Source organism: Acinetobacter sp. TWP2-2-3, assembly GCF_049896445.1.
Taxonomy (GTDB): Bacteria; Pseudomonadota; Gammaproteobacteria; order Pseudomonadales; family Moraxellaceae; genus Acinetobacter.
In genome coordinates this window covers 202,858-215,710 of the sequence record NZ_JAFCUI010000002.1, presented here as the reverse complement: position 1 = coordinate 215,710, position 12,853 = coordinate 202,858, and the positions used below count along the sequence as shown (strand labels likewise).

14 protein-coding genes, 1 pseudogene and 1 riboswitch are annotated in these 12,853 nt (G+C 43.2%); of the genes and pseudogenes, 11 read left to right on the top strand and 4 right to left on the bottom strand.

All coding sequences use genetic code 11. The features are described from left to right. Nucleotides 1-115 precede the first annotated feature (115 nt). Nucleotides 116-270, top strand: a riboswitch (FMN riboswitch). A 106-nt stretch (nt 271-376) separates the two neighbouring features. Continuing rightward, a pseudogene (ribB, locus tag ACP7AK_RS04425) lies at nt 377-1,034 on the top strand (3,4-dihydroxy-2-butanone-4-phosphate synthase). 65 nt (nt 1,035-1,099) lie between these two features. On the opposite strand, the gene ACP7AK_RS04420 reads toward ribB, so the two are convergent. Next, nucleotides 1,100-1,711 (bottom strand): LysE family translocator, encoded by a 612-nt coding sequence (locus ACP7AK_RS04420; RefSeq protein WP_086044566.1) that lies wholly within the window; start codon nt 1,709-1,711, stop codon nt 1,100-1,102. A gap of 44 nt (nt 1,712-1,755) precedes the next feature. Beyond that, nucleotides 1,756-2,244, bottom strand: coding sequence for a DUF1289 domain-containing protein (locus tag ACP7AK_RS04415; RefSeq protein ID WP_086044935.1), 489 nt, complete (start codon nt 2,242-2,244; stop codon nt 1,756-1,758). Nucleotides 2,245-2,433: 189 nt separating this feature from the next. On the opposite strand from ACP7AK_RS04415, the gene ACP7AK_RS04410 reads away from it, so the two are divergent. The 4 genes from ACP7AK_RS04410 to ACP7AK_RS04395 all read left to right on the top strand — a co-directional run bounded on the left by ACP7AK_RS04410 (nt 2,434) and on the right by ACP7AK_RS04395 (nt 5,009). Further along, entirely contained in the window at nt 2,434-3,366 is a 933-nt protein-coding gene (locus ACP7AK_RS04410) for a rhodanese-related sulfurtransferase (protein WP_004645789.1), read from the top strand. 206 nt (nt 3,367-3,572) lie between these two features. Continuing rightward, the gene (locus ACP7AK_RS04405; protein ID WP_004280617.1) at nt 3,573-3,851 is read left to right on the top strand and encodes a hypothetical protein; all 279 of its coding nucleotides are present in this window, start codon (nt 3,573-3,575) and stop codon (nt 3,849-3,851) included. Between the two features lie 87 nt (nt 3,852-3,938). Beyond that, nucleotides 3,939-4,556, top strand: a complete 618-nt coding sequence (locus ACP7AK_RS04400; protein ID WP_004731893.1) for a DedA family protein — start codon at nt 3,939-3,941, stop codon at nt 4,554-4,556. 27 nt (nt 4,557-4,583) lie between these two features. Next, nucleotides 4,584-5,009 (top strand): ABZJ_00895 family protein, encoded by a 426-nt coding sequence (locus ACP7AK_RS04395; protein ID WP_195725711.1) that lies wholly within the window; start codon nt 4,584-4,586, stop codon nt 5,007-5,009. A 71-nt stretch (nt 5,010-5,080) separates the two neighbouring features. Here ACP7AK_RS04395 and ACP7AK_RS04390 read toward each other — a convergent pair whose 3' ends face one another. Both ACP7AK_RS04390 and ACP7AK_RS04385 read right to left on the bottom strand, forming a co-directional pair. Then, nucleotides 5,081-5,605 carry a YecA family protein gene (locus tag ACP7AK_RS04390; RefSeq protein ID WP_004280621.1) on the bottom strand — a complete coding sequence of 175 codons (525 nt, stop codon included), beginning with the start codon at nt 5,603-5,605 and terminating at the stop codon, nt 5,081-5,083. 71 nt (nt 5,606-5,676) lie between these two features. Next, complete coding sequence (locus ACP7AK_RS04385) at nt 5,677-5,883, bottom strand: PA3496 family putative envelope integrity protein (protein WP_004280622.1); 207 nt, start codon at nt 5,881-5,883, stop codon at nt 5,677-5,679. A 351-nt stretch (nt 5,884-6,234) separates the two neighbouring features. Here ACP7AK_RS04385 and rpoD point away from each other — a divergent pair, with 351 nt between their 5' ends. From rpoD to ACP7AK_RS04355, 6 genes are all read left to right on the top strand, one after another. Next, nucleotides 6,235-8,169 (top strand): RNA polymerase sigma factor RpoD, encoded by a 1,935-nt coding sequence (gene rpoD, locus ACP7AK_RS04380; RefSeq protein WP_224215688.1) that lies wholly within the window; start codon nt 6,235-6,237, stop codon nt 8,167-8,169. Between the two features lie 113 nt (nt 8,170-8,282). Beyond that, complete coding sequence (locus ACP7AK_RS04375) at nt 8,283-8,570, top strand: YbeD family protein (RefSeq protein WP_004280625.1); 288 nt, start codon at nt 8,283-8,285, stop codon at nt 8,568-8,570. A 151-nt stretch (nt 8,571-8,721) separates the two neighbouring features. Then, nucleotides 8,722-9,381 (top strand): lipoyl(octanoyl) transferase LipB, encoded by a 660-nt coding sequence (lipB, locus tag ACP7AK_RS04370; protein WP_425878781.1) that lies wholly within the window; start codon nt 8,722-8,724, stop codon nt 9,379-9,381. Nucleotides 9,382-9,455: 74 nt separating this feature from the next. Beyond that, complete coding sequence (locus tag ACP7AK_RS04365; protein ID WP_180037094.1) at nt 9,456-9,989, top strand: hypothetical protein; 534 nt, start codon at nt 9,456-9,458, stop codon at nt 9,987-9,989. 1 nt (nt 9,990) lies between these two features. Next, entirely contained in the window at nt 9,991-11,175 is a 1,185-nt protein-coding gene (locus ACP7AK_RS04360) for an iron-containing alcohol dehydrogenase (protein ID WP_409665975.1), read from the top strand. 267 nt (nt 11,176-11,442) lie between these two features. After that, nucleotides 11,443-12,834, top strand: coding sequence for an APC family permease (locus tag ACP7AK_RS04355; protein WP_153566830.1), 1,392 nt, complete (start codon nt 11,443-11,445; stop codon nt 12,832-12,834). Nucleotides 12,835-12,853 lie beyond the last annotated feature (19 nt).

The following is a 12,853-nucleotide window of genomic DNA, read 5'->3' as shown; positions in this document are numbered from 1 at the left end:
ATTTTGCTAAAAACCTGGGTAATTCAGATTATCTGTTTTGTTTATCTAAAATTCTGCAAATTACTTTCCATTTCAACTATCCCATCTTTTTAAAATCAGGACTATAATGTTCTTACATCGCTTCAGGGCGGGGTGTGATTCCCCACCGGTGGTAATTTCAGCTTTTTATAATTAGGCTTGAATTAGCCCACGAGCGGTCAATTTCGATTGATCTGCAGATCTGGTGCAAATCCAGAGCCGACGGTATAGTCCGGATGAAAGAAGACGAAAGCAGCACCAAGGCTGTATGCCGTGCATACACCTGTTTTTGCTATAAGCCTATTTTCACTCAGTCCTGAAATGTTCAATCATATTTTTAGTTTAGGTGAGCATTTCAATGTCAAGTTTGATTCAACCCGAAATTTTCTTTTCTGCTTTAGCCCCTGCTGAACAACGTATCCTTCAGGCACTCGAAGATCTCCGCCAAGGCAAACCTGTCTTGGTCATGGATGATTTTGACCGTGAAAATGAAGCCGATCTGATTGTGGCAGCTGAAACTTTAACTATAGAAACCATGGCGCGTATGATTCGTGATGGTTCCGGCATCGTTTGCTTATGTCTGACTGATGAGCTGGCAAACCATTTAGAGTTACCACCAATGGTACAAGATAACTCTAGCCAGTTTAAAACTGCCTTTACTGTAAGTATTGAAGCAGTAGAGGGTGTAACAACCGGTGTTTCTGCCAAAGACCGCACGACTACAATTAAAACAGCGATTAAAGACGGCGCAGTTGCCAGTGATCTGAATCGTCCTGGTCATGTATTCCCATTACGCGCCCGTGAAGGTTGTCTTAACCCGGCGTGGTCATACTGAAGGTACTATTGACCTTGCGCGTCTGGCTGGTTTAAAACCTGCCGGCGTGTTGTGTGAACTGACTAATCCGGATGGCAGCATGGCTTCTGGTATTCAAGTTCTCTCGTATGCACAGACGCATCAACTGAGCCTAATTACCATTGATGAACTGGTACAGTACCGCCAGCAACACAATATATAAGTCTATTTAAAAAGAAAATCCCGGCATTTGGTCCGGGATTTTTTGTGTCGTATATATTGATTGAATTAACTGAAGATGGAATAAATCCCATACAGTGCAACCATTAACAAGATCAAGCCACATAGCCCAAGTAAATGCGGATAAAGCTGAGACCGAGATAATCGCTGAAAACCCAGATACACCAGTGACAGGGTGAGAAAATCCAGAACAATCCAGCTAATTGTCAGAATCACCAAGCTTAAATCGAGGTTTGGGCTAATGCCTATAAATTGCGGAAAAAAGGCGGCAAAGAAAATAATATCCTTGGGATTAGAAATACCTACCAGAAAACCGGTACGAAAGCCACCCTGTACGGGCTGCAGGTTTTGTGGTCCAGTTGATCCCTGCCCTTGCCAGACTTCCCTGAAAATCTGAATTCCCAGCCAGGCAATATACAAACAGCCAAGTAGCTTAATGCCATTCAGCCAATTTTCGTTAACAACCAGAAGACCTTTTAGACTGAGAATGGATAAACCAATCAGAACCAGTGAGGCAAAGTTAGTCCCGAAAATAGTCTGCAAGGCATGCTTATAGCCGCCTTTGAGCCCAGCACTAGCGACCAGTAACATTACTGGTCCGGGCGTCGCGATCATGATTACTACGGCCAGACAATACAGCAGATATTCGGTAATATTCACCCCATTCCTCCTTGTCTAATATAGTCAGCATAAAAAAAGAGGACCTACTCGTCCTCTTCTTCCATCTGAATCAGATGCTGACTGATGCCATCTGCCCGCAGAAAAGCCAGATCATAACTGGCGGTAGCCAAGGCCAAGATCCGGCGCTCAAACTCGTCCCAGAGCGGACGCACCTGCTTATAATGGATGCCTAAACCACTATCGTCGGTAAAATGCCGATTTTTTTCACAGAGCTTTAAAGCATGATACAGCTTGCGCCCTTTAGAAGCATCATCACGCAAGCGCACCCGTTTCGACAGCACAAAGGCCTGCACTTTGACAAGATCGGCATGCGGTAACAATGGCACCAGAATCTGATCCAGCTGTGCATCCAGTCGCTGCCACACAGCTCGATGCTGCTCAGCACTATACGTATTCCAGTGAATCACTTCATGATTAAAACGGCGACAACCACGACATACCGCATCACCAAATACGGTCGAGCAACGCCCTGCACATGGGGTTAAAGACGCAATACGACGATCTGAACTCAAAACACACTCCAAAGATACTGCAACTTTCAGTATCTGCATCACTGCACAAAATCCTGGGCCGGGCATGACTATACACGCTCTCTCCCATGAATTGAAGCCTGTTAAAAGACTTGCGTTTTACTCGCTTATTCACTCGAATCAAGCTAAAATATGCGCCTTTCAAATTATCATGCTACGTTGGAGTATTCCATGAACGCTACTGTAGAACAGCTTGCACCTGTAGAACAGCAAGCGACGACTGGTTGGGTTGTTGCCGCACTTTATCAATTCAAAGAAGTTCAAGATCCTGCCGATCTTCAGCAACGTCTTCTGGACCTGGTAAAATCCATCAACCTTTGCGGTACTCTAATTGTGGCAGGTGAAGGCATTAACGGTACGGTTGCAGGCGACCGTGCATCGATTGATCAAATTCACCAGTTCCTTCTGAATGAAGGTTTTAACGAAATGGAATACAAAGAATCTGACAGTTCTGAAAAACCATTCCGTAAAATGAAAATTAAATTAAAAAAAGAAATCGTGACTTTAGGCGTGGAAGTGAAACCGCGTGATTTAGTCGGTCACTATCTTGATCCAAAAGAATGGAACGAACTGATTGCACGTGATGACGTGATTCTGGTTGATACCCGTAACGATTACGAATACAAAGCAGGTACGTTCAAAGGCGCGATTGATCCGAAAACTGAAAGCTTCCGCGAATTCCCTGAATACGTGAAAAATAATCTGGAACAGCACAAAGACAAGAAAATTGCCATGTTCTGTACAGGTGGTATTCGTTGTGAAAAATCAACCTCTTTACTTCTTCAAGAAGGCTTCACTGAAGTTTATCACCTGAAAGGCGGTATTTTGAAATACCTGGAAGAAACCCCGGCTGAAGAAAGCATGTGGGAAGGTGAATGCTTCGTGTTTGATGGTCGTACTGCCGTAACGCACGGTGTTGAAGAAGGCCAAAATACCAAGTGTCATGCGTGTGGCTGGCCTTTACTTCCAGAAGAAGTTGCCCTCCCAAGTTATGAACATGGTGTCTCTTGTGTGTACTGTATTGACAAAACCTCGGAGAAACAAAAAGAAGGTTTCCGTATGCGTCAATCACAAATTTTAGCAGCAAAACGCAAACGCCTCTAATTTGGCCTTTTGTAATGAAATATATAAAAACCCTCTTCGGAGGGTTTTTTGTTTACATAAAAATCACAACAGCAATAAAACTCTTACCAATTCCTTACCAAGAACCTCATTTTTTTCCAAACAAGATTGTTAGTCTAATGATACGGTAATTTACAATCTAAGTCTTTCATTATTAACTGAAATTTTTAAGTGAAAAGGAATATAAAATGGCAGGCTCACTTGCTCGAGATTCAGACAATCTGGTTCAATTTCAACCAAAAGAAAATATAAAGTTGCAACGGCTTCATCAAATTTCTGAAGAGCTTGAACAGCAATCACATCTGTTCGTCGTTATCCTGGGAACCGTTATTGGCGCGATCTTGGCGCTTTTCATTGGTTACCATATCAATACCAGCATCATGCATTTTATCCTGCTAAGTATTTTGCCGATCTGCTTGGCCTATTTCTTACGTAAAGTTTATATTTATACCCTGACGCATAGCTAATTCTGCCTGATCATTTATATTCCAAGACTTTACCGCACAAAAAATACTGCTTAGGATACAGGCAGTATTTTTTATTTTGCCAATCATATGAATCTGACCGAATGGATTATTTCCGTTATGGAGCAACTGGGCTACTGGGGCATTGCTCTGCTCATGTTCCTGGATAATGTCTTCCCGCCAATCCCTTCCGAAATTATTATGCCTTCCGCGGGCTATTCAGCCTCTCAGGGCGAGTTAATACTCGTCGGGGTAATCATGTCCGGCTGTATCGGCTCCCTGCTGGCAGCCGCCTTGCTGTACTGGATTGGCTATAAATTTAACCATGATTCTATTTTTAAATTTGTCGATCGTTATGGCAAATATTTATTTATTAAATCAGAAGATGTAAAAAAATCATTGAGTTGGTTTGAGCATTATGGTCACCGGATTGTGTTCTTTGGCCGCATGATTCCTGCGGTTCGCTCGCTGATCAGCATTCCTGCTGGCATGAGTCATATGCCCTTCTGGAAATTTATGTTTTATAGCGCACTTGGAACCATCATCTGGACCACATTTTTGGCGTGTGTCGGATTTTATTTTGGCGAAAACCAGCATTTGATGCAGCAAATTTTCAGTAAAGTCAGTTATGTGATTATTGCCATTGTTGTGGTAATTATTATCTGGATTTTCTACCGTAGACAGCAGCGTAAAAATCGTCCATCCTGAGGAAGATCCCTTAAGGAGATTAAAACGATGTCGCATTATCTTAAATATTTTGCCACCGTTTATCTGACCTTGGTTCTATTGGTAGGCATATTCATCTATGTATTCAATCTGGGCGCCATTCTGCTGATTCCTGCCCTGATTGCTTCTGCCTTTCTCAGTGCCCGATACTTTGTTAAGAAAGAACTTCGTTTGCCGACTCAGCAAGAGAAAAGCAAACTGGTCTGGGGCTCCACTATTATTGCCATGACATTCGGGTTTATCTTTTTAGTTGTGGTCATCTGGATGAACCCGCAGACAGATGAGATTTATAGAACCATCACCTATACAGGAAGAGGAACAAATTCATTCCTGGTAGCTGCAAGCATTGCCTTACATGCCTTGCTGTTTCATATCGCCTACAATGCTTATGCACGCTATAGTCTGACGAAGCGTACAGGCTTGGAAAGAAAATAGGGTCGAGTAGATCTCAAAGATGCAAAAAGGCCAAAGCTAAAAAAAGCACCCTGCGGTGCTTTTTTTATGAATTATTCTGGAGTGTGATACATCAGATACAATTCATTTAAGTTTTCTGGAATTTCTTCTGCAAGTTCATCCATTAACTGACCATTGCGACGGAAAGTTTCCATTTGTGGATCTTCATCATCAATGCCGCTGAAGACCATGATTGGCAGGGTTAAATCCACCAGTTGTTCTTCAAATTCTTCAGTAAACCAAGCGTCTTCGTTTAGGAACATGGCGTCTACAAAGCCCACACTCCAGTCACCCAAGCTTGATTCAGTATCTGCTTCTTCAATTTCAAACGGGAACGTAATCCCTTCTTCATTGGCTAAGCTTTGACGAATAGACTCTAACCATGCTTGCACCTGAGTGATGATTTCTGCAGGCACTTTCTTTTGATTACTATCAAAAAGTTCGTCTAACCATTTGTCGAATTTTGGGCCTACTGCAATAGCACATAAGAAACCATGGGTTGCCGCGAAATCTAGACCATGTTCATTTTGGTCACCATCTAGATATTCACTCAACAGGTCTAAATCTAAAGCACTCATCTAACATCCAAACTTAGAAAACCGAAAGGTTTAGCATAGCATTTATTCAGGCTATGCTAAATCCGAATTCGTTAATCTTCGTCGTCAAAATCGTCATCATCGTCGAAGTCATAGTCAAAATCTTTGAGTTCGCGCTCTAAACGACGTTGGGTCAGCAGATCATCGATCAGACGACGTTTTTCCAACGACTCTTTAGCACTGAGCTTGCTAGAAGCCTCATCGAAATTAACATCATCTTCACCGAAGTTATCATCTAGTTCAAAATCTGTAGAAGACACTAAAACTTCCTCATGAGTGAAAAATGTAAAAGGATTTAAGCGCTATTTATCGTGCCTAAAATAACAAGTCAAGTTTTATTTGGATTTTCGTATTTTTAATTTGTAATTAGGGGTTTTTTCTGTCTCAATTGTGTGCCATGATATAATCCACCCTGCGTCCTTATGTTTTTTGATTCTCCTTTTTTGAGTCATAAACAGACACGCATGGGATGAACTTGAAAACAACAAATTCACCCCCATCTTAAATTACTGAATTTCATTTTAAATATTTTATCAGACAGCTTTAATGCTGAATTCACTGATGAAATATGTAGGCTATTCACTAAATTTAACGAGCTTAAATCGTGCAGCATTGTACGGTTTTTTACTGCCACAGATTCAACGAAGAGTAAGCAAAAGATGAGCGATATGACTTCCCCTACTTCTCAAGTAGCGGCTCTGATTAGCCGAGGCAAAGAACAAGGTTATTTAACCTTCGCTGAGGTTAACGATCATCTGCCGGACTCCATCACAGAAAGCGAGCAGATTGAAGACATCATTCAGATGCTGAATGACGTTGGTATTCCGGTACATGATCGCGCGCCTGAATCTGATGATACGATGTTCGAAGATACTGCAGAAGCGGCGGATGAAGTTGCAGAAGAAGAAGCTGCAGCCGTACTTGCCTCGGTAGAAAACGAGCCAGGTCGTACCACTGACCCTGTACGTATGTATATGCGTGAGATGGGTACAGTAGAACTTCTGACTCGTGAAGGCGAAATCAGCATCGCAAAACGCATCGAAGAAGGTATTCGTGATGTTTTGCACTCGATTGCTTACTGGCCGAATGCGGTAGAAGTGGTACTGCAAGAATACAAAGATTATGAAGCGGGTGAACGCCGTCTTGCTGACCTTTTATCAGGTTATTTAGATCCTGAATCAGATGAAGAAATTCCTGAAGTTCTAGAAGAAGAAGCGGTTCTTGCTGAAGATGAGACTGACTCGAAAAAATCGACCAAAGATGTAAAACTGGACGATGATGAAGAGGAAGAAGAAGCAGATTCTGATGATGAATCAGAAGCAGATTCTGGTCCAGATCCTGAAATTGCTAAAGCGCGTTTTACTGAACTGGAAAATGCGTGGCTGAATACCAAAGCAACTATTGAAAAACATGGTCGTGACAGCAAACAGGCTGAAGAAGCTTTGCAGGCACTTGCAACTGTATTCATGATGTTCAAATTTACCCCGCGTCTATTTGATATCATTTCTGAAATGATTCGTGGTACCCATGATCAAATTCGTGGTGCAGAACGTGAAGTGATGCGTTATGCAGTACGTCGTGGCCGTATGGATCGCACCCAGTTCCGTACCAGCTTCCCGGGCCAAGAATCGAATCCAGCCTGGTTAGATGAGCAGATCGCAAAAACACCTGCAGACCAGAAAGCTTATCTGGAAAAAGTACGTCCAGACGTATTGGCCTTCCAGCAAAAAATTGCCGATATCGAGAAAGAGCTTGGCCTTGATGTAAAAGGCATTAAAGACATTGCCAAACGTATGGCCGTCGGTGAAGCCAAAGCACGTCGTGCCAAGAAAGAAATGGTTGAAGCGAACTTGCGTCTGGTAATTTCGATTGCGAAGAAATATACCAACCGTGGCTTGCAATTCCTGGATCTGATTCAGGAAGGTAACATCGGTCTGATGAAAGCCGTAGACAAGTTTGAATACCGTCGTGGTTATAAATTCTCGACTTATGCGACCTGGTGGATTCGTCAGGCGATTACCCGTTCGATCGCGGATCAGGCACGTACCATTCGTATTCCGGTACACATGATTGAAACGATCAACAAGATCAACCGTGTATCTCGTCAGCTTCTACAGGAAATGGGTCGTGAACCGACTCCTGAAGAACTGGGCGAACGTCTGGAAATGGACGAAGTTAAAGTACGTAAAGTACTGAAAATCGCCAAAGAACCAATTTCGATGGAAACACCGATCGGTGATGATGAAGATTCACATCTGGGTGACTTCATTGAAGACAGCAACATCACTTCACCAATTGATGCGGCAACGTCTGAAGGCCTGAAAGAAGCGACACGTGAAGTTCTGGAAAACCTGACTGAACGTGAAGCCAAAGTCCTAAAAATGCGTTTTGGTATCGACATGCCGACTGACCATACTTTGGAAGAGGTGGGCAAACAGTTTGACGTAACACGTGAACGTATTCGTCAGATTGAAGCGAAAGCGCTGCGTAAACTTCGCCATCCATCGCGTTCAGAACACTTACGTTCATTCCTTGAGAATGATTAAGATTTGATGCTTATTCTGGAGACTTGAAATTTGATCATCAGTCTCCATTTAAGTAGCCAAGACAAACCCAAACGCCTGCATGATTGCAGGCGTTTCAAATCAGGGGGACTACCATGTTAGACCGTACACCATCTCGTGAACTTCAAGAACATCTTTGGGTTTTCCCTATGGATTATCCGATTAAACTGATTGGCCTTGCGGGCGATGAATTGCGTCATGCTGTCATCGACATTTTTCTGAAACATTTTCCAGATTTTGAAGGTGATAGCGTCAGTATTACGCCATCACGTACTGGAAAATACCATTCCATTACCGCACAACTGCGCTTTTTGGAACTGGAACAGGTTCATGCAGTATATGCAGATTTGGCCGCTTGCCCGCTAATTAAAACAGCACTGTAATCGAAAATACAAAAGACACGCTTCCGGGCGTGTTTTTTTTATGCCTATACAGCGCTAAGATACCCATGAAATATTGCTGATCTCACCCCTATTTCATGCCGAAATCATTATAATTATGACCAGTTTTTTATAATTACCAAGGACACTTCCTGTGACTGATGTGCTGCAAAAGCCCGAGCTGATCATTCGTCAATATCACGACCTCACACCTTATGAAGATCGTTTTCTGGAAATGAAAACATTTACGGAAACCCGTGATGAACATAGCCCGGATCAATTGTGGATTTTGCAACATCAGGATGTACTGACTCAAGGTCAGGCAGGCAAACCGGAACATATTTTAATACCAAGCAATATTCCGGTGATTCAGACCGATCGTGGTGGTCAGGTGACCTGGCATGGTCCCGGTCAATTGGTGGCTTACTTCATGTTCGACCTGAATCGTCTGGGCTGGAATGTGCGCACGCTGGTGTCTTATGCTGAAAACCTGATGATTGAATTGCTAAAAAAATATGGCATTGATGCCTATGCCAAACCGGATGCACCTGGTGTATATGTGGCTGAACGTAAAATCGGCTCACTCGGTTTTAAAATTCGCAAAGGCCGTAGCTACCATGGTCTGTCCCTAAATCTAGATTGTGATCTGAGCGGATTCAACACCATTAACCCTTGTGGCTATGCAGGACTGGAAATGGTACGCATGAGTGACCTGCTCGAGCAACCACCCCAATTCAGCCAGTTGTGCACTGAAATTATTGAAACTTTGCGTCACAACGGGTACTTTAAGCAAGTAACTGTCGAGCAAAGATAAAGCCTTTGCATTTTACCCCCAAATAAATTAGAGTATTTACTCTAAACTAATAATATTGAGATAGGGATCATCACGTGATTGCGACTAAATCCGTAAAACCCGCTTTGCAGCTTGCCTATGTCAAACTCATGATGGATGTGATTGGCCGAGGTCTGGTCATGGCAAGTCAGGTGGATAAAGAAATCAAACAGGAAGTGGCCCATTTTCCAGAAAATTTCACTCTTTCCATGAAAGTCTTTCCGCATGGCCCGGCCTTTGTGGCGCGGGTCACTGAGGACAAACAGCTGGAACTGGTCAAAAATCTGGAAAAAGCACCTGATTTGATCATTACCTTTAAACATCTGCACCATGCCTTTTTGGTATTTTCTTTTCAGGAAAGTACCTCTCAAGCTTTTGCCAATGACCGTATGATTGCTGATGGCGATATTTCCAATGCCATTCGTCTGGTACGTTGCCTGAATAAAATGGAAGCACTGATTTTGCCGAAAATGGTGGCACAACTGGCAGTTAAAGAATATCCAAGCAATCTGAGCCTAAAAGAAAAACTAAGCGAAGCGAGCAGTATTTATCTGAAAATCGCTCAATCCTATTTGAAACGGAGTGTATAACATGGCTAAACCTTATTATGAATTTTTCTGTCCGGTCAAAGTGATTGCCGGTCATGCCGCGTTAGAACATATTCCGTTTGAACTTGCGACTTTGGGGGCCAAACGTCCGCTCATCATTACCGACAAAGGCGTCCGTGCCAACAATTTGTTGGCACCAATTGAAGCTGCATTTGAAATGGCAGATGCTGCAATTGTAGCGATTTTTGATGATGTACCACCCGACTCTAGCTTGGGTACAGTGCGCAGTGCGGCAAAGCTGTATCGCGAAAATCATTGCGACGCGATCATTGCTGTGGGCGGAGGTTCAGTCATTGATACCTCTAAGGCAACCAATATTCTGGTATCGGAAGGCGGTGATGACCTGCTGAAATATTCGGGTGCACATAACTTGCCTAAACCGCTGAAACCGTTCTTTGTGATTCCAACCACATCTGGTACAGGTTCAGAAGTGACCATGGTCGCTGTCGTGTCGGACACTGAAAAGAACGTCAAAATGCCGTTCGCCTCTTATTATCTGATGCCGCATGCTGCGATTCTGGATCCCCGCATGACCCAGACCTTGCCGCCACATTTAACCGCCATGACCGCAATGGATGCTATGACCCATGCGGTCGAAGCTTATACCTGCATGGCAGCCAATCCGATTTCGGATGCTTATGCCACCGCCGCAGTCAAAAAGATCAGTACCCACCTATTTAATGTGCTGGATAACCCTTCCGATGCACAAGGCCGTTTGGAGCTGGCACAGGCATCGACCATGGCGGGAATTGCATTTTCCAACTCGATGGTTGGCATTGTGCATTCACTGGGGCACTCATTGGGTGCAGTGGTACACCTGCCGCATGGTTTATGCATGAACTTATTCCTGCCTTATGTGCTGGAATACAACAAAGAGGTCAATGGCGATAAAATCGCAGATCTGCTCCTGCCTTTGGCGGGTGCCGATATTTATGCACAAACGCCGGCGCATCTACGTGCTGACAAAACCATTGCGACGATTCTGACCATGCGTGACCGCATTTACAGTCTGACCAAATTACCACGCACATTACGTGAAACCGGTAAGATTTCTGAAACCCAGCTCGATGAAGTGGCAGAGAAAGCCCTGAATGATGGTTCCATCATTTATAACCCGAAAGAAGCCACCCTGGAAGATTTAAAATCTATCTTAAAAAAGGCTTGGTAATTACTGAAAAATAAGCCAATATAGCCAAAATTTCAGCCTGATGTTTTTTTAAGCATCAGGCTTTTATCTTGCATAAGAAAAAATTCGATTTCTTTTTTTGAATGGCACATTTTATGCAGGACAAAAGTCAAAAAAATAGCTAGCAAAAGCCGTTCTTTTCAAGTAGATTGGCGGACTTTTATAGAAAACTGTAGGGGGGATCGTTCGTCTCAAACGATCCTTATAAATATGACTGATCCTTGATCAACGATTAAGAGGATAACGCCGTTGACTAATATCTCTGGGACTCAATCGGCAGCTAAACTGCAAAAAACGCTGGGACTCTGGCACATCATTATTATTGGTTTAGCTTATATTCAACCCATGACCTTGTTTGATACATTTGGTCTGGTATCTGAAGAAAGTAACTTCCACGTTCCCACCTCTTACATTTTTGCACTGATTGCAATTTTGTTAACCTCCTTGAGCTATGGTCATATGATTCGTCGCTACCCTTCTTCGGGTTCGGCCTATACCTATGCGCAAAAATCCATCCACCCGAACGTAGGTTTCATGGTGGGTTGGTCATCCTTGCTGGATTACCTGTTATCGCCAATGGTCAATATCATTCTGGCGGTGATTTATCTGGAAGCACTTTTCCCAGACATGAACCATTGGGTTTGGGTCATTGGTTTAACCGCCTTTATGACCGCGATTAACCTTCGTGGTGCGAGATTTGTTGCCAACTTCAACAGTATGATTGTATTCGTACAATTGGGCGTCATTGCATACTTCACCTGGATGGTTTACCAACTTCTGGAAGGTGGCGTGAATGCAGACGGCACACTGGTCGATGCAAAGTATCAACTGTGGAGTTTAGAGCCATTCTGGAATGAGTTTACTTCTGTTGCTGCCCTGATTACCGGTGCAACCTTACTGTGTTTCTCATTCACAGGTTTTGACTCTTTAAGTTCTCTTGCTGAAGAAACCAAAGATACTGAGAAAACCTTACCTAAAGCGATTTTCTTGACTGCATTGTTGGCAGGTATCATCTTCATCATTAGCACTTACTTCATGCAGATCTTCTTTCCGAATGATCCAAAAACTTACTTTGAAGATATCGCTGCAACACAGCCTGATATTTTACAAGCTGTCGGTGGCGTGGCGTTTAAAACAGTCGTACTTTACTTCGCAATTGTGACAGTAATGGCTTCTGGTATTTCAGCACATGCGGGTGTATCTCGTCTGATGTACGTGATGGGTCGTGATGGCGTGATCAACAAGAAGATCTTCGGTCATATTAGTCCGAAAAACTACACACCTTCATACAACATCCTGATCGCTGGTGCAGTGGCTTTAACTGCTGGCTTTATGGATCTTGATTTTGTGGTGTCATTGATCAGCTTTGGTGCCTTAACGGCATTCAGTTTCGTCAACTTGTCGGTGATTTCACGTTATGCATTACGTGATGGTCGTACCAAGAGTGCCAAAGAGATCATGAACTTTGTCGTGGTTCCTTTACTTGGCTTCATTTCAGTCTTTGCATTGTGGTTAGAAGTCGATGAAGCTTCGCTTAAATACGGTCTGATCTGGGCATTTGGCGGTATCTTGTACTTAGGTTATAAAACCAAAGGCTTCAAGCACCCTGCTCCTCAGCACAATGAATTTGATGAAAAATAATGTCGTTCTAATTCAAATA